Origin of the sequence: Micromonospora sp. NBS 11-29 (assembly GCF_002140155.1) — a bacterium.
In the GTDB taxonomy this organism is placed as follows: Bacteria; Actinomycetota; Actinomycetes; order Mycobacteriales; family Micromonosporaceae; genus Micromonospora.
In genome coordinates this window covers 29988-46026 of sequence record NZ_NAPR01000025.1, presented here as the reverse complement: position 1 = coordinate 46026, position 16039 = coordinate 29988, and the positions used below count along the sequence as shown (strand labels likewise).

Below are 16039 nucleotides of genomic sequence, written 5' to 3'. Positions count from 1 at the left end.
GGCGAACCAACCGGCCGCCCGCCGGTGCAGCTCGCGCAGCTCGTCGGCGGGCAGCCGACCCAGCTCGTCGCGGAGCAGGTCGGCCAGGAGCGGGTGCGGCCGGTACCAGGGCGGGCTACCGCCGTCCTGCTGGACGAAGCCGCCCTCCCGGGCCGCCTCGGCGAGCCGGTGTCCGGCGTCGGCCCGCCCGGTCACCGCCACCGCCAGGTCGGCGCAGACCGCGACCGCCACCGCGCCCCGGCGCAGCACGTCGCGGGTCACCGGATCCAGCGGCCCGAGCACCTCGTCGCGCAGGTACGCGGCGACGTCGGGCTGGTCGCCGCCGAACCGCCGCACGGCGCGTGCCGGATCCGACGCGGCGGCCAGCGCCAACGCCGCGAAGCGCAGCCCGGCCGGCCAGCCCGCGGTCCGCCTGGCGAGCCCGGGCACCGCCTCGGCCGGCACCGGCACCCCGTGCGCGACCAGCAGGTCGGCCACCTCGTCGGGAGTGAACGCCAGCTCGTCCGGGCCGAGCACGGTCAGCTCGCCGGCCAGCCGCCACCGGTGCAGGGGCAGCGGCGGTTCACGCCGCGCGCCGGCCACCAGCCGCAGCCGACCGTCGCCGTGGCGGAGCAGGAACTCCAACCCGGCCAGCGCCGCCGGGTCGGTCACCCGGTGCAGATCGTCCAGCACCAGCAGCACCGGGTGCTCCCGGGTGGCGAGCGCGGCGGCGAGCGCTTCGAGCTGATCCGACCGGGGTGGGCCGTCCGGGACCGGCGGCACGCCCTCGTCCGGGCGATGCGCGAGGGCCGCGCGCAGCGCCGCCGCCAGGTACGCCCAGAGGCGCCCGGTGGTGTCGCCCTCGGCCACGGCCACCCAGGCCGGCGCGGGACCCGACCGGTCCACCCGCGCCCAACCGGACAGCAACGTCGTCTTGCCCCAACCGGCCGGGGCGAGGAGCAGCGTGACCGGTCCGGCCGCGCCCCGCTCCAGCCGCTCCAGCAACCGGGGGCGCAGCAGCACCGGCTCCGCCGGCACGGGCGGCGTCAGCCGGGACGCCAGCAGCGGCGGGCCACCCACCGGGGCGACCTCGGCCGTCCCGGCGGCGACCGGATCAGGCCCGGCGACGCCCGCCGGGGCGGCCTCGACCCGATCGGCCTCGTCCGGCATCCGCGCCTCCCCCCGTCGGTGCGGTCGGCGGTTACCCGGACCGGCGCGGTTCACCCCTTCGGGGCGACTCCGCGTCACCCGGACCGGCCCGACCCTGGAGGGGACACGGGTGGGTCGGGGCGAGGCGGGGAGGGGCGGGTGGCGCGGACGGGATGGCTGGCCGGGAGCGCGGTCGCCCTGGCGGCGGTCGGCGCGCGGGCCCTCGTACGCCGATGGCCACCACGGGCCGGCACTGACCCGTGGCCCGGACGCTGGCAGGTGGTGACCGTGGCCAAACGGCCCGAGCAGGTGCTCCCGGGCGGGCGGTGGCCCGAGCCGCTGTCCCGGCTCGACGGCGCGGTGGAGGTCCGGGCCCGCGCCGCCCCCGGTGGGCGCGGCACCGAGCTGGCGGTACGGCCGCTGGGTGGGGAACCGACGCTGCCGGGACCCGCCGCGCACCTCGTCGGCGACGAACCCGGCCGGTACCTGCGGCAGGTGCTGCGGGAGACGAAGCAGCTCGTGGAGACCGGAGAGGTGCTGCGGGCGGACCGCTCGCCGCTGGACCGGCCGGAGCCGGCCGGATGAGGGCGCTGTGCTGGGAGGGCGCGGGCGCGCTGGCGGTACGCCAGGTCCCCGACCCGGAGCTGCGCAACGCCCACGACATGATCGTCCGGGTGCGCCGCAGCGCGACCAGCGGCGGCGACCTGCCGCTGCTGGCCGGACGGGTGCCCGAGGCGACCGTCGGCGAGGTGCTCGGGCACGAGTTCCTCGGCGAGGTGGTGGAGATCGGGCCGGAGGTACGCCGGCACCGGATCGCCGATCGGGTGGTGGTCGGTGCGGCGGTGGCCTGCGGGGCGTGCTGGTTCTGCCGGACGGGGCTACTGGACTGCTGCGACAACGGAACGAGCGGGGTGACCGCCGAGCCGCCATGGGTGCAACCCGCCGCCGGGTGCTACGGCCGGCCGGCCCGCCTCGGCGGCTTCGCCGGCGGCCACGCCGAGTTCGTCCGGGTGCCCTACGCCGACGTGGGCGCGTACGCCGTGCCCGAGCAGGTCGACGACGACCGGGCGGTCTTCGCCTCGGCCGCCGCGCCGGCCGGATGGCAGGGCGCCGAGCTGGGCGGGGTGGTACCGGGGGACGTGGTGGCGGTCTGGGGCGCCGGCGCGGTCGGCCAGCTCACCGCCGGAGCCGCCGTGGCGCGCGGCGCGGACCGGGTGATCGTGGTCGACGAGCACGACGACCGGCTGCGCATGGTCGCCCGGCACACCGGGGCCGAGGCGCTCAACCACCGGTACGTGGACGTCCTCGCCGAGCTGCGGGAACGCAGCGGCGGCCGGGGGCCGGACGTGTGCGTGGACGCGGCGGGCCCGCCGGCCGGGCCGACGCGGTGGCCGGCGGTCGAGCCGGACGGCGGGGTGGCGCTGCGCGAGGCGGTGCACGCGTGCCGCAAGGGCGGCACGGTGGTGACGCTCGGCGGCGGTACGGCGTTCGTGGACCGGTTCCCGCTCGGCGCGGTCACGGACAAGGGGCTGGCCGTGCGCGGCGGCCGGCGGCGGGGGCCGGCGGCCATCCCGGAGCTGCTGGACCGGATGGCCCGGGACGAGCTGGTCACCGAGCACCTCGCCACCCACCGGCTGCCGCTGGAGCGGGGCGCCGACGGGTACGCGTTGTTCCGCGACCGGGTGGACGGCTGCGTCCGGGTGGTCTTCACCCCGTGATCCCGGCCGGCGGGTGGCAGACTCGGCGGATGCGCACCGACCGTCCGTACGACCTGGTCCTGTTCGGCGCCACCGGCTTCACCGGCGGGCTGACCGCCGAGTACCTGGCCCGGCACGCGCCGCAGCGGTTGCGCTGGGCGCTCGCCGGACGCAACCCGGGCCGGCTGGCCGCCGTACGCGACCGGCTGGCCGCCGTCGACAGCGGCCTGGCCGACCTGCCCCTGCTCACCGCGGACGTGACCGACGCGGAGTCGCTGCGGGCCGTGGCGGAGAGCGCCCGGGTGGTCGCCACTACGGTCGGCCCGTACGTGCACCACGGTGAGCCGCTGGTGGCCGCCTGCGCCGCCGCCGGCACCGACTACCTCGACATCACCGGGGAGCCGGAGTTCGTCGACCTGATGTACGTGCGGCACCACGCCGAGGCGGCGCGCACCGGGGCCCGCCTGGTGCACGCGTGCGGCTTCGACTCGATCCCGCACGACGTGGGCGTCTGGTACACCGTCAAGCAGCTCCCCACCGACGGGCCGGTCACGGTGGACGGCTACGTCCGGGCCGGCGGCCGCTTCTCCGCCGGGACGTACCACTCGGCGTTGACCGCGTTCGCCCGCACCGGCGAGGCGAGCCGGGCGGCCCGCGCCCGCCGGGCGGTCGAACCGCGACCGGAGGGACGGCGCGTCCGGGCGGTGCCCGGCCGGGTCGGGCGGGTCCGTGAGTTCGGCCAGTGGGCGGTGCCGCTGCCCACCATCGACCCGCAGATCGTCCGCCGGTCGGCGGCGGCCCGACCGGAGTACGGCCCGGACTTCCGCTACCGGCACTTCGCGGCGATGAAGCGGCTGCCCACCGTGCTGGTCGCCGGCGTGTGCCTGGCCGGCGTGGTGGGGCTGGTGAAGGTGCCGCCGACCCGGCGCTGGCTGCTCGGCCGGCTCGCCTCCGGGCAGGGGCCCAGCGCCGAGCAGCGGGCGAGGTCCTGGTTCCGGGTGCGGTTCGTGGGCACCGGCGGCGGGCGGCGGGTGGTGACCGAGGTGGCCGGCGGCGACCCCGGCTACGACGAGACCGCCAAGATGCTCGCCGAGTCGGCGCTCTGCCTGGCCTTCGACGACCTGCCGGCGACGGCCGGTCAGCTCACGCCGGTGGCCGCGATGGGCGACGCGCTGCTGGATCGCCTCGTTCACGCCGGCCTTACCTTCCGCACGCTCAAAGCGTAAGGAGGGGCCCCCGGTTAACGCCTCCGGTATAGGAGGGGGCCCCGCTTAACATCTCGGGCGTTGACCCTCGACCCGGTGGAGGGCACAGGATGACGGCTGTGGAGAGCGAGCTTCGCAGCATCGGCGAGCTGGCCAGGGCCAGCGGGCTGACGGTCAGCGCACTGCGGTTCTACGACCGCTCCGGCGTGCTGGCGCCGGCCCGGGTGGACCCGGTCACCGGTTACCGCTGGTACAGCGGGGACCAGGTGGACCCGGCCCGCCTGGTGGCCGGGCTGCGACGCGTCGGCATGCCGCTGTCGGGTATCGCCGAGGCGTTGCGGTGCCGGCACCGGCCGGCCGAGGTGCACCGGCTGCTGGACGCGCACCTGCGCCGGCTGGAGGACGGCCTGGTCGACGCGCGTCGCGAACTCTCCCGGATCCGTAGCCTGATCGACCCGGAGGAGACCACCATGACCACCCGCCTCGTGTTGTCCCGCACCGACCTCGCCGCCGCCGTGGACGCCGTACGGTTCGCCGTCGGCACCGACCCGGAGCTGCCCGTCCTGCACGGCGTGCTGCTGGCCGTCGAGCCGGACGGCGTGGACCTGGTCGCCACCGACCGGCACCGGCTGGCGGTGGCCCACCTCGGGGCCACGGTCGACGGTCCGCCGGTGCGGGCGTTGCTGCCGGTGGCGGCGGTCGACGAGTTGCGTGCCCTGCTGGGCGCCGACGGGGGCACCGTGGAGGCGGTCGTCGCCCCGGACCGGGTCACCGTCTCGGTCGCCGGCCGCCCGGTGACCGCCGTGCCGCTGCCGTACGACTTCCCGGACCACCGCCGGCTGCTGGGGGCGCGGGTCGGCGACGCGCCCGCGTACCGGATCCCGGTGGACGGCGCGGCGCTGCGCGCGGCGCTCACCGCCGACGACGTCCGCGTGTGCCAGCGGGTGCACGACGGCGTCGCGCACCCGGTGGTCGCGCTCGGCCTCGACGGCCGGGGCGAGCTGCGGCTGGTCGACCCGGCCGGCGCCGAGGACCCGGACGGCGGGCTGCGGGTCGGGGTGAACCGGGAGTACCTGCTCGACGCGCTGGACGCCGGCGGCAGCCAGCTCGTGCTGGAGCTGGACGGGCCGATCGCCCCGCTGGCGGTGCGGCGGGCCGACGACGCGCACGCGTTCTCCGTTCTCATGCCGGTACGCCTCTGACCGTGGCCGGGGTAGGCGACATCGACCGGTGACGTTCCGTCACATCCGGGCGGCCCGTTCGGTGGCCCACGGTCGCCTTTGCTCTGCAGCCGTCCACGCATCGGATGACGGACCGTCACCGCTGCGTCAGTGGCTGCAGAGCAAAGGCGTGGGTGGGACATGCCCGCCGGATGACGCATCGACGAGATAGCCCAGGTGAAGGCGGCGGCCCAGGCAGCGGAGGCCAGAGGCGGCAACCGTGAACGTCACTGAGCGCGACAACGCACGCCACCGGCATCCCCATCACCCGCCGTTACGTCAGGCGGGCGCATCGGATCCGGACCGCAGAGCCCGGCCCGGCCCGGCGGGGCCGCGACGGTAGCATCTGGGGGTCCCACCTGACTGCCTGGACGGAGGCGTACGAGCAGCATGCTCGACATGGAGTTGATCCGGAAGGATCGCGAGGCGGTGGCGACCGCGCTGGCGAAGCGTCTGGATCCCGCCGAGGTCACCCGGGCGCTGGACGACATCCAGCGGCTCGACCAGGAGCGACGCGCCCTGATCACGGAGATCGACGCCGAGCGGCAGCGCCGCAAGGCCGAGGCGCGGGCGTACGCGGAGGCGAAGCGGTCCGGCACCACGCCGCAGCCGTCCGCGCCGGAGGCCGAGCGCAAGCAGCTCGCGGAGCTGGAGTCCCAGCTCGACGAGGTGCAGTCCCGGCTGCGCTCGGCGATGAGCGAGCTGCCCAACCTGCCCGCCGACGACGTGGTCGCCGGCGGCAAGGAGGCCAACCGGGTGGTGCGGACGTTCGGCGCGGCCCCGGCCATCGAGAAGGTACGCGACCATGTGGAGCTGAGTCGCGCGCTCGGCCTGGTCGACCACGAGCGGGGCGTCAAGCTCGGCGGCTCGGGCTTCTGGATGTACACCGGCCTGGGCGCCCGGCTGGAGTGGGCGCTGGTCAACTGGCTGATCGAGCGGAACATCGAGGCCGGCTACGAGTTCCTTCTCCCGCCGCACCTGCTGCTGGACACCGCCGGCTTCGCCGCCGGGCAGTTCCCCAAGTTCTACGACGACGTCTACCACCTGGACAAGCAGTCCGCGCCGCGCGGGCAGTTCCTGCTGCCCACATCGGAGACCGCGATCCTCGGGGCGTACCAGGACGAGATCCTGGAGACGTCGAAGCTGCCGCTCAAGGCGTTCGCCTACACGCCGTGCTACCGGCGCGAGGCGGCCGGCTCGCACTCCGACGAGCGGGGCACGGTACGCGGCCACCAGTTCAACAAGGTGGAGATCTTCCAGTTCACGCTGCCCGAGCAGGCCGACGCGGCGCTGACGGCGATGGTGGGCCACGTCGAGGGCCTGGTCGACCAGCTCGGCCTGCACTTCCAGACCAGCCTGCTCGCGGCCGGTGACGCCAGCGCCTCGATGAAGAAGACGCTCGACATCGAGGTCTGGATGCCGAGCACCGGCAAGTACAAGGAGGTGTCGTCGGTCTCCTGGGCCGGCGACTACCAGGCCCGTCGGGCGGCCATCCGCTACCGCGAGCCGGGCGGCAAGCAGACCCGGTTCGTGCACACGCTCAACGGGTCGGCGCTGGCCACCAGCCGGCTGTTCCCGGCAATCCTGGAGCAGTGCCAGCAGCCCGACGGCTCGGTCGTGGTGCCCGAGGTGCTGCGCGACAAGCTCGGCACCGACCGACTCACTCCAACTCGCTGATCACCGTACGCGCGAAAAGCCGCGCTGCTCGCGAGAGCCTCGCTGTTAAGCGGGGCCCCCTGCTATGCCGCAGGCGTTAACCGGGGGCCCCTCCTTACCGGCACGGCGGGGGTTACTCGGCCTTGACCAGCCGGAGCGCGAGTTCGGGGCAGACCTTGACCGCCTTGAGCGCGCCCTCGCGCAGCCAGGTCGGCACCGGGGTGGGCGGGAAGGCCGGGTAGCCGTTGCCGTCGAGCCGGATGAAGTCCGGCACGACGTGGGCGCAGAGCCCGTGCCCGTCACAGCGGGACCAGTCCAGGGTGAGTTTCTGCGGGTTGCCGTCGGGCGCGCCGGGCAGGCCCATGGTGCCCTTGACCCGCTTGCCGCAGCCCTCGCCGGTGGCGTGCAGCCGCAGGTCGTCGGCGAACACCTCCATCGCGGACAGCGCGAAGCGGGCGGTGCCGTCCGGGTGGCTGCACGCGCCCCGGCCCTTCACGTCGCCGGCCGCGGCCCGGACCAGCTCGATCGGCGCGCTGCCGGAGACCGCGAGGTCGACGGAGCGGGCCAGGTCGGGCAGGCCCATCTTGCACGGGCCGCACTGACCGGCGGACTCACCGGCCAGGTAGCGGACCACCTGGGCGGCCTCGCCGAGCGGGCAGGTGTCGGTGCCGAGCGGCACGATGATGCCGGCGCCCAGCGTGCCGCCGACCGCGGTGAGCCCCTTGCGGGAGACCTCGGCCCGGTCCGCCGCCTCGGCGGTGATCCACTTGCCGTGGTAGCCGCCCATCAGGATGCCCGGGCCGGGTGGCACCTCGCACAGGTCGAGGATCTCGCGCAGCGGGGTGCCGGCCGCGCACTCCACCACCGCCGGCCGCTTCGCCGACCCGGTGACGGTGAGCAGCACGGTGCCCGGCTCGTCGTCGGTGCCGAGCGCCGCGTACTCGTACGGGCCGATCCGGGCGGCGACGGCGAGCTGGGCGTACGTCTCGGCGTTGGAGAGCAGGGTGGGCAGCCCGCCGACGCCGGAGTCGCTGGAGCGCTTCTTGGTGCCGGGCGGGATGTGCGGCAGGCCGTTGATGCCGTTGACCAGCGCGCCGCCCTCACCGGAGATGAACCGGTGCGGCACGGTGACGATGGTGGTGGGCACCGGCATCCGCCGCTCCTGCAACGCCTCGGTCAGCGAGGGCCGTCCCACGTCGTCGTCGGCCACCCCGATCACGATCTCCTCCGCGTCCAGCGCGAACGCGGCCAGTGCGGCGCCGTCCAGGATGAGATGCGGGGCGCGGGTGAGCAGCACCTTGTCCTTCCAGCTCGCCGGCTCCCCCTCGGTGGCGTTGACCACGACCACGGCGGCGAGGTCCTGCCGCTCGCAGGACTCCAGCACCGCGCGCAGCTTGCGGGCGAACGGGAAACCCGCGCCGCCCTTGCCCTTCAGGTCGATGGCCTCGGCGAGCCGGAGCAGCGCGGCCGGTTCCATCGGGCCGATCGGGCCGTGCACCTCCTCGTGGGCGAGCAGGTCGAGCCGGCCGAACTCGGCGAACCCGGCGGTGAGGCGGGGCTCGCCGACGCAGGCGACCGGCGGGACGGTCGTCCGCGTCACCGGGCCTCACCCCGCAACCCGGCCCAGTACGCGCCGTCGACCGCGTCCGCGTCGGCCTTCTTGCGGCGGCCGGAGCGGCTGTCCCGGGTGGCCCGCAGGGCCCGGCGGGAGGCGAGGTCGACGAGCGTGGGGGTGTCGTCGACGAACGCGTCGTCGGCGGCGTAGCGGGCCGGTGGGCGCCAGTAGTCCGGCTCCTCCGGCACGTCCTCGTCGTCCCGGTAGCGCCGCCCGGATCCGCTGCGCGGCTCCGCCGAGATCGGGGTGCCGGAGATCGGGCCGGCCGAGATCGGGCCGGCGGAGATCGGCTCGCTCGCCCAACGGCGGGGGCTGTCCCACGGCTCCTCCGGCTCGTCGCTCGGGCGCGGCGGGGCCGAGTAGCGGGCCACCTCGGCCGCGGTGGCGTACCGGCTGCTGTCCGGCGGGGCCGAGTGGCGGCCACCGGTGTCCGGCGGCGCGGAGTGGCGACCGCCGCTCTCCGGCGGCGCGGAGTACGGGGCGACGACGTCCTCCTCGACGCGGGACCGGCGACGACGGCGGGACCGTTCCCCGACCGGCTCCAGCTCCCCGGTGTCGCCCCGGCCGCGGCGGACCGGCTCGCGCTCGCCGTCGCGTACCCCGGTGGTGGCCACCCGCTCCTCGTCCTGGCGGCGGGCGGCGCGGCGCGGGACCTCCTGGGTCCGCGTGCGCCGGGCCGGCTCGGCCGGCTCCTCCTCGGCGCGCCGTCGGGCGGCGGCGGCGCGGACCGGCTCGCGCAGCGACCCGGGTTCCGGCACCACCGGTACGGCGAACCGCTCGGGATCCCGCCGCCGGGCGGTGCCGGCCGGCGCGGTCCACTCGGCGGTGGCCTCGGCCCAGCGGCCCTTGCCGGTGCCGCTCTTCTCCTTGCCGGCGGTCTTCTTGCTCTTCAGCGCCGCGAACACGCCGGTACGCTCCTCGACCTTGCCGGCCATCGCCTTGTTGAGCGCGGCGGCCTGGTGCTGCTCGCGGCTGCGCTTGCCGAGGTAAACGGAGAGACGCACCAGCAGCGCCATCACCACGAGCAGCACGCAGGCGAGGTAGCTGAGCACCACCCAGCTCTTCGCCGCCCGGCCCGCGTTGAGGCCGTGGAAGAGCGCGAACGGCCAGGACACGTACGCCATCGAGTGCAGCGCACGCCAGAACCACTTCGGCCCGACGCCGGCGAACCGGACCCGGATCAGGCCGGTCCAGAGCACGCCGACCATCAGCAGCGCGGCGACGGTGCCCAGCCCGACGTAGAGGCCGTTGCCGCCGATGAACGGCACCACGGCGTCGGTGGGGCCGGCCCGGCCGATCGCGATTTTGGTGATGACGTGGAAGAGCAGCCCGGCCACGCCGAGCACACCGGTGGCCCGGTGCGCCGACTGGAGCAGCACCCGATGCCGGATGAGCAGCACCAGCCGGTCCGTGGCGAGCAGCCCCAGCATCACCGTGAGGCTGAGCGAGACCAGGGCGACCACCCCGGCGAAGAATTCGGTGAAGAAGAAACCGTACGAGTACATGACGCCGCCGGCCCCAGCCAGCTCCACACCCGCCCACGCGAGGCCGAGCGCGGAGGCGGTGAGTGCCACCATCGCGGACTTCGACACGGTCCGTACACCACGGCTGCTGGTGGTGGTCCGGACGGTCGTCGCCTTCTCGTTCTGCTGTGCCCGGGCCATCTGCTCCTCGATCGTCTCGCGGCGGCGCCCCCACCGGCCGACCCTGCTCCCCACTCAGGTACGGAGGGACGGCGCGGACGGATCACCTCCGGTGGCGAATTTCTCGACCGGTTCCTCGAACCGTCCGGACCGGGCGCGCGTGTAGCGCCGAACGCGACGACGGATGCCGATGCGTTGACATTTCTTGCAACACGCTCGTAACCTTGCGGAAAATTTCAGTTCTGGCTGCAAGAAGCCAGCACTGGATGGCTCCCCACGCCCCACTCCCCCGTCCCCCGCAGGAGTCCTGATGCACCGACCCCGTGCCGCGGCGCTCGCCCTGGGCCTCGCCGCGAGCCTGCTCGTCCCGACCACCGTGGCGGCACCCCCGGCCGCCGCCTCCACCCCCGGCAGCAAGAAGGTCATCGTCCAGCTCTTCGAGTGGAACTGGACCTCGGTGGCCAGTGAGTGCACCAGCACGCTCGGCCCCAAGGGCTACGGCTACGTCCAGGTGTCCCCGCCGCAGGAGCACGTCACCGGCAACCCGTGGTGGGTGTCCTACCAGCCGGTCAGCTACCGGATCGAGTCCCGCAAGGGCACCCGCGCCCAGTTCCAGTCCATGGTGAACACCTGCCACAACGCCGGCGTCAAGGTGATCGTCGACGCCGTGGTCAACCACATGTCCGGCCAGGACAACGGCGGCACCGGCTGGGCCGGGTCGTCGTACGGGCACTACAACTACCCGGGCACCTACTCCTCGGCGGACTTCCACTACTGCGGTCGCAACGGCAACAACGACATCGCCAACTACAACGACCGGTACGAGGTGCAGAACTGCGAGCTGGTCAACCTCGCCGACCTCAAGACCGAGTCGGACTACGTCCGCACCCGGCTGGCCACGTACCTCAACGACCTGCTCTCGCTCGGCGTCGACGGCTTCCGGCTGGACGGCAGCAAGCACATGCCGGCCGCCGACATCGCCGCGATCAAGGCCAAGCTCTCCCGCTCGGCCTACCTGGTGCAGGAGGTCATCTACGGCGCGGGTGAGCCGGTCCAGCCGACCGAGTACACCGGCAACGGCGACGTGCACGAGTTCCGGTACGGCAAGGACCTGGCCCGGATGTTCAACAGCGAGCGGCTGGCGTACCTGAAGAACTTCGGCGAGTCCTGGGGCTACCTGCCGGGCGGGTCGGCGGTGGTCTTCACCGACAACCACGACACCCAGCGCGACGGCGGCGTGCTCACCTACCGCGACCGTGGCACGTACGGGCTGGCGAACGCGTTCATGCTGGCCTGGCCGTACGGCACCCCGGCGGTGATGTCGAGCTTCACGTTCAGCAACAAGGATCAGGGACCGCCCTCGGACGGCAGCAACCGGATCACCAACACCACCTGCTACTCCGGCTGGGAGTGCGAGCACCGCTGGCCGGTCATCGCCAACATGGTCGGCTTCCGCAACGCCACCGAGGGCGCCGCGGTCGCCAACTGGTACGACAACGGCTACCAGCACATCGCGTTCAGCCGGGCCGGCAAGGGCTTCCTGACGATCAACGACGAGGACTCGGCGGTGAACGGACGGTCCTACTACACCGGCCTGCCGGCCGGGCGCTACTGCGACGTCATCCACGGCACGTTCACCAACGGCTCGTGCAGCGGGCCGGTGATCACCGTCGACTCGTCGGGCTGGTTCGCCGCGACGGTCAACGCGCACGACGCGATCGCCATCCACGTCGGGGCGAAGCTGAGCTGACCGCACCGCACCGCATCGGAGGCCCCCGTTCCGCACTCGGCGGCGCGGGGGCTTTCGTGCGGTTAGAGTCGATTTCGTGCTGTCCTACCGGTTCTTCGCGCAACGGCGACGTAGCCGACTCCTCGCCGCGCTCGGCGTACCGTTGCTGCTGGCCACCGCGCTGCTGATCGGCCACGCGCTGACCGGCGCCCCACCGCCCACGCCGATCGTCGCCGGTCCGACCACACCGGCCCCCGCCGAGCCGTCACCGCGGGAATCCGTGCCGCCCGCCGCGCCCGCGCCGGCCGGCCTGCCGGTGGTCACCTACGACCCGGCGCCGCGCGGCTTCCCCGCCGACCCGACCCCGACCGACACCCGGCCGCTGAGCGAGGGCGCGCGCCCCAACCGCAAGGTCGCCGCGTACGACGCGCCCGGCGGCCGCCCGCTGGCCTACCTCGCGCCCACCATCAGCGACGTCCGGCTGACCGTGCCGATCGTCGAACGCCGGACCGGCTGGACCGCCGTGCTGCTTCCCTCGGCCAACCGCACCATCGCCTGGCTGCCCGCGGGCGGCTGGACCACCGTGGTGCTGCGCGACCAGATCGTGGTGGAGCGCCGCACCCGCCGCCTCACCTGGCTCCGCGACGGGCGCGCGGTCCACACCTGGCCGGTCAGCCTGGGCATGCCCGGCCAGCTCACCCCGCTCGGCCGCACCTTCGTCCTGGGCCGTACGCCACCTCCGGAGGCCGTCTACGGCGGGGTCGACATCTTCGCCCTCGGCGCGGTCCCCGACGACCCGGACGCGGTGCCGACCGGGCTGCGTGGCGCCCACATCGGGCTGCATGCCTGGCAGGACGACGACACACTGGGCGAGAACGTCACCAACGGCTGCATCCGGCTGACCCGCTCCGCCCAGCGCAAGCTCCTCGCCGAGCTGGCGCCCGGCACCAGCTTCGTGGTCGTCGACCGCCTCCCCTGATGGCCTTTGCGGCAGGGCGCCGGGCCGTCACCCCCAGGAGTCGGCGATGTCCAGGATCTCCAGGTCGGGTGGGGCTACGGCAGCCACCGTCGCGACGTCGCGGGTCACCAGGTAGCAGCGGTAGAGAACGGCGATGGTGACGGCGTGGGCCACGTCGAGGGGCACCTTGCCGCTCGCCGCGACCCGGGCCACCCGGCGACTGGTCGGCCCGTCGTACACCGCGACCCGGATGTCTCGGTCGGCATCGATGAGCAGATCGAGCAGGTTGGCCGCCGGGGTCCCCGCGACGTGCAGCTGCGCCTGCCCCAGGCAGAGCGCGGGGATCCACCCCTCCTGCTCCGGGTCCTCCTGCGCGAGGGTGAGCAGCGCACCGGGCTCGACGCTGTCACCCGAGGCGTAGGCGAGCAGCGCGGAGGTGTCCAGGACGAGGCCGTTCACGCGGCCGTCGCCGGCTCGTCGTCGCCGAACTGGCGCAGCCACCGCATGTTCCGGTCGTGCTGCTCGTCGGTGATCGGCGGCCGTTTCGCCAGCCGACGACGCGCGCGCTCGACGTCCTCGTCAGTCACCACGTAGCCGTGCTCGGCCCACCGTGCCCGCAAGCCGTCCGCCCGCATCCTCCGCCGCAGAAGATCGGCGATGAAGCCGGACGTCGTGCCCTGCGAGCGCTCGACATACTCGGCGACGTCGTCGGGCAGGCTGATGGTGATACGCCTCGTCATACTCTGAGCATAGTCGGCGCATACTCAGTTACGAGTGAGGCGCACCGGGTATGACGGGACGATGAGGGCGAGTTTCCGGCTCGGCCGGATCGCCGGCGTACCCGTCGGCGTCAACTGGAGTGTCCTGGTCATCTTCGTGCTGATCGCCTGGGCGCTGTCGGCCAGCCTGTTCCCGCGCTCGTACCCGGGTCACTCCCCCGTCGCCTACGTCGCCGCCGGCCTGGCCGCCGCGGTGGTCTTCTTCGTCGGCCTGCTCGCCCACGAGGTGTCGCACGCGGTGGTGGCCAAGCGCAACGGCATCGAGGTCGAGGGGATCACGCTCTGGCTCTTCGGCGGCGTAGCCGAACTGAAGGGCGAGGCGAAGGACCCGGGCGCGGAGCTGCGCATCGCTGGCGTCGGGCCGCTGGTCAGCCTGGTCATCGGCGTGTTCTTCGCCGCGATCGCGGTGGCGGTCGCCCTGGCCGGCGGGCACGGGCTGCTGCTCGGCGCGCTGTCCTGGCTGGCCGGCATCAACGTGCTGCTGGCGATCTTCAACGTGCTGCCGGCCGCGCCGCTGGACGGCGGGCGGCTGCTGCGGGCGGCGGTGTGGAAGGCCACCGGCGACCGGACCCGGGCCTCGGTGGTGGCCGCGAACGCCGGGCGGGTGCTGGGCATCCTGCTGATCGGCTTCGGGCTGTGGCGGTTCCTGGCCGGCGCCGGGTTCGGCGGCCTCTGGCTGGCGCTCATCGGCTGGTTCCTGATCGGCGCGGCCGGCCAGGAGGAACGCGCGGCCCGGATGGGCGACGCGCTGCGCGGCATCCGGGTCGCCGACGTGATGACCCCGCAGCCGCAGACCGCGTCCGGTGACCTGACCGTGGCCGACTTCGTCGACCACTACCTCTTCGCGTACCGGCACTCGACGCTGCCGCTGACCGCCGACGGCCGGCCGGTCGGCCTGGTCACCCTCGATCGGGTACGCGGAATCCCGGCCGACCGTCGCCCGTCCACCACGCTGGCCGAGGTCTCCTGCCGAGCCGACGAGCTGGTGCTCGCCCGCCCGGACGAGCAGCTCACCGAGCTGCTGCCCCGGCTCAACGAGTGCACCGACGGCCGGGCGCTGGTGGTGGCCGACGACCGCCTGGTCGGGATCGTCTCGCCGAGCGACATCAGCCGCGCCGTGCAGCGCGGCAGCCTGCGCCAGCAGGCCCCGGCCGGGCGCTGAGGGGTCAGTCGCGGGGGAAGTACCGGTCCAGCTCCGCGGTGCGGAACTTCCCCGCCGGGTCGAACTCGCGCAGCAGCCCCCGGAAGTCGGCGTGCCGGGGGTACGCGTCGGCCGGGTCGCGGTCGAAGAGCTTGCCCCAGTGCGGGCGCGGCGCGAACGGGGCGAGCCGCTGCTCCACCTCGGCCAGCACCGGCGCCACCGCCACCGGGTCACCGACCCAGGTGAAGTGCAGCGCCAGCGTGTCCCGCCGGAAGTTCGGGCTCAGCCACAGCTCGTCCGCGGCGACCGTACGCAGCTCACAGATCTGGAGCACGGCGGCGATCCGCTCGGCGACCGGGTCGAGCGCGGCGAGCGCCGTCGCCGCGTCGGCGCGGGCCACATGCCACTCGGACTGGAGTTCGTCACCGCTGCTCGGGGTGAAACCGAGCCGGAAGTGCGGCAGCCGCTCATGCCACGGCCCGGCCTCGCCGAGCTGGGCGGTGCAGTGCTCCGGCGACATGCCCGGCACCGGGTGCTGCGGCGTGTCGGCGGCCACGGTGTCCAGCCAGTCGGCCGGGGGCGGCGGCTGGTCGGCGAGCTGCTTGACCCACACCTGGTCGAGACGCTCCGAACGCCAACTCGTGAAGACGCTGACGCTGTACGCCGCGCCGAGGGCCTCGTCGAGCGCCGCCCGGGGCAGGCCGAACCGGACGTACTGCCGGACCGCGAACGTGGGCACCACGTCGAGCGTGAGCCGGGTGACCACGCCCAGCGCGCCCAGGTTGACCACCAGCCCGGCGAACCTCGGGTCGGCGCGGTCCACGGTGAGCAGGTCGCCGTCGGCGGTGACCAGTTCCACGGCGGCCACGGCGGCGGCCAGGTTGCGGTTGCCGACACCGGAACCGTGGGTGGCGGTGGCGACCGAGCCCGCGACCGAGATGTGCGGCAGCGAGGCGAGGTTCGCCAGCGCGTACCCCCGGGTGTGCAGCGCGGTGGCCAGGTCGCCGTAGCGCGTCCCGGCGGCGACCGTGACGGTGCCGCGGTCGGGGTCGAGCGCGACGGCGGGTGGCAGGCCGGCGAGCGTGACCTGCGTGCCGGCGGTGTCGCCGAGCCGGTTGAACGAGTGACCGGTGCCGACGGCCCGGATCCGGTCCGCGCCGGCGACCAGCCGGCGCAGCTCGTCCAGCGAGGTCGGCCGTTGCCGCTCCCGCGCCGACCAGCGGACGTTGCCGGCCCAGTTGGTGTCGGTCATGCGCTGCATCATCCGC

14 protein-coding genes are annotated in these 16039 nt (G+C 74.4%); 8 read left to right on the top strand and 6 right to left on the bottom strand.

Translation table 11 applies throughout. The features are described 5' to 3' along the window. On the bottom strand, positions 1-1149 hold a 1149-nt coding region (locus B1205_RS32365; protein ID WP_254910199.1), incomplete at its 3' end, for an AAA family ATPase. 138 nt (positions 1150-1287) lie between these two features. Between B1205_RS32365 and B1205_RS25710 the strand changes: the two genes are divergently transcribed. The 5 genes from B1205_RS25710 (at position 1288) to serS (ending at position 6927) form a co-directional block, all read left to right on the top strand. After that, positions 1288-1713, top strand: coding sequence for a hypothetical protein (locus B1205_RS25710; RefSeq protein ID WP_089157956.1), 426 nt, complete (start codon positions 1288-1290; stop codon positions 1711-1713). Further along, on the top strand, positions 1710-2846 hold the full coding sequence (locus B1205_RS25705) for a zinc-binding dehydrogenase (RefSeq protein ID WP_089157955.1): 1137 nt from the start codon (positions 1710-1712) through the stop codon (positions 2844-2846). The genes B1205_RS25710 and B1205_RS25705 overlap by 4 nt, the downstream gene beginning before the upstream one ends. 29 nt (positions 2847-2875) lie before the next feature. Further along, positions 2876-4051, top strand: a complete 1176-nt coding sequence (locus tag B1205_RS25700; protein ID WP_089157988.1) for a saccharopine dehydrogenase family protein — start codon at positions 2876-2878, stop codon at positions 4049-4051. Between the two features lie 89 nt (positions 4052-4140). Next, positions 4141-5232: a MerR family transcriptional regulator gene (locus B1205_RS25695; RefSeq protein ID WP_089157954.1), complete on the top strand. Its 1092-nt coding sequence runs from the start codon at positions 4141-4143 to the stop codon at positions 5230-5232. A gap of 408 nt (positions 5233-5640) precedes the next feature. Beyond that, positions 5641-6927 carry a serine--tRNA ligase gene (gene serS / locus B1205_RS25690; protein WP_089157953.1) on the top strand — a complete coding sequence of 429 codons (1287 nt, stop codon included), beginning with the start codon at positions 5641-5643 and terminating at the stop codon, positions 6925-6927. Between the two features lie 112 nt (positions 6928-7039). Here serS and B1205_RS25685 read toward each other — a convergent pair whose 3' ends face one another. Together B1205_RS25685 and B1205_RS25680 are read right to left on the bottom strand one after the other, a co-directional pair. Beyond that, entirely contained in the window at positions 7040-8506 is a 1467-nt protein-coding gene (locus B1205_RS25685; RefSeq protein ID WP_089157952.1) for an NADH-quinone oxidoreductase subunit NuoF family protein, read from the bottom strand. Then, positions 8503-10239, bottom strand: coding sequence for a hypothetical protein (locus B1205_RS25680; RefSeq protein WP_254910198.1), 1737 nt, complete (start codon positions 10237-10239; stop codon positions 8503-8505). Before B1205_RS25680 ends, B1205_RS25685 begins: the two co-directional genes overlap by 4 nt. Before the next feature lie 235 nt (positions 10240-10474). On the opposite strand from B1205_RS25680, the gene B1205_RS25675 reads away from it, so the two are divergent. Both B1205_RS25675 and B1205_RS25670 read left to right on the top strand, forming a co-directional pair. Continuing rightward, positions 10475-11914: an alpha-amylase gene (locus B1205_RS25675; protein WP_089157950.1), complete on the top strand. Its 1440-nt coding sequence runs from the start codon at positions 10475-10477 to the stop codon at positions 11912-11914. A 76-nt stretch (positions 11915-11990) separates the two neighbouring features. Beyond that, on the top strand, positions 11991-12872 hold the full coding sequence (locus B1205_RS25670) for a L,D-transpeptidase (RefSeq protein WP_089157949.1): 882 nt from the start codon (positions 11991-11993) through the stop codon (positions 12870-12872). Between the two features lie 27 nt (positions 12873-12899). On the opposite strand, the gene B1205_RS25665 is transcribed toward B1205_RS25670, so the two are convergent. Then, positions 12900-13310, bottom strand: a complete 411-nt coding sequence (locus B1205_RS25665; protein ID WP_089157948.1) for a type II toxin-antitoxin system VapC family toxin — start codon at positions 13308-13310, stop codon at positions 12900-12902. After that, on the bottom strand, positions 13307-13591 hold the full coding sequence (locus B1205_RS25660) for a hypothetical protein (RefSeq protein WP_089157947.1): 285 nt from the start codon (positions 13589-13591) through the stop codon (positions 13307-13309). The genes B1205_RS25665 and B1205_RS25660 overlap by 4 nt, the downstream gene beginning before the upstream one ends. 61 nt (positions 13592-13652) lie before the next feature. On the opposite strand from B1205_RS25660, the gene B1205_RS25655 reads away from it, so the two are divergent. After that, positions 13653-14792: a site-2 protease family protein gene (locus B1205_RS25655; RefSeq protein ID WP_089157946.1), complete on the top strand. Its 1140-nt coding sequence runs from the start codon at positions 13653-13655 to the stop codon at positions 14790-14792. A 4-nt stretch (positions 14793-14796) separates the two neighbouring features. Here B1205_RS25655 and B1205_RS25650 read toward each other — a convergent pair whose 3' ends face one another. After that, positions 14797-16023, bottom strand: a complete 1227-nt coding sequence (locus B1205_RS25650) for an FAD-binding protein (protein WP_089157945.1) — start codon at positions 16021-16023, stop codon at positions 14797-14799. Between the last annotated feature and the right edge of the window lie 16 nt (positions 16024-16039).

Coding starts and splice junctions, on each gene's coding strand:
- serS (WP_089157953.1), top strand. CDS start 5,641: ATGCTCGACATGGAGTTGATCCGGAAGGATCGCGAGGCGGTGGCGACC.
- B1205_RS25660 (WP_089157947.1), bottom strand. CDS start 13,591: ATGACGAGGCGTATCACCATCAGCCTGCCCGACGACGTCGCCGAGTAT.
- B1205_RS25675 (WP_089157950.1), top strand. CDS start 10,475: ATGCACCGACCCCGTGCCGCGGCGCTCGCCCTGGGCCTCGCCGCGAGC.
- B1205_RS25695 (WP_089157954.1), top strand. CDS start 4,141: ATGACGGCTGTGGAGAGCGAGCTTCGCAGCATCGGCGAGCTGGCCAGG.
- B1205_RS25650 (WP_089157945.1), bottom strand. CDS start 16,023: ATGACCGACACCAACTGGGCCGGCAACGTCCGCTGGTCGGCGCGGGAG.
- B1205_RS25655 (WP_089157946.1), top strand. CDS start 13,653: ATGAGGGCGAGTTTCCGGCTCGGCCGGATCGCCGGCGTACCCGTCGGC.
- B1205_RS25705 (WP_089157955.1), top strand. CDS start 1,710: ATGAGGGCGCTGTGCTGGGAGGGCGCGGGCGCGCTGGCGGTACGCCAG.
- B1205_RS25700 (WP_089157988.1), top strand. CDS start 2,876: ATGCGCACCGACCGTCCGTACGACCTGGTCCTGTTCGGCGCCACCGGC.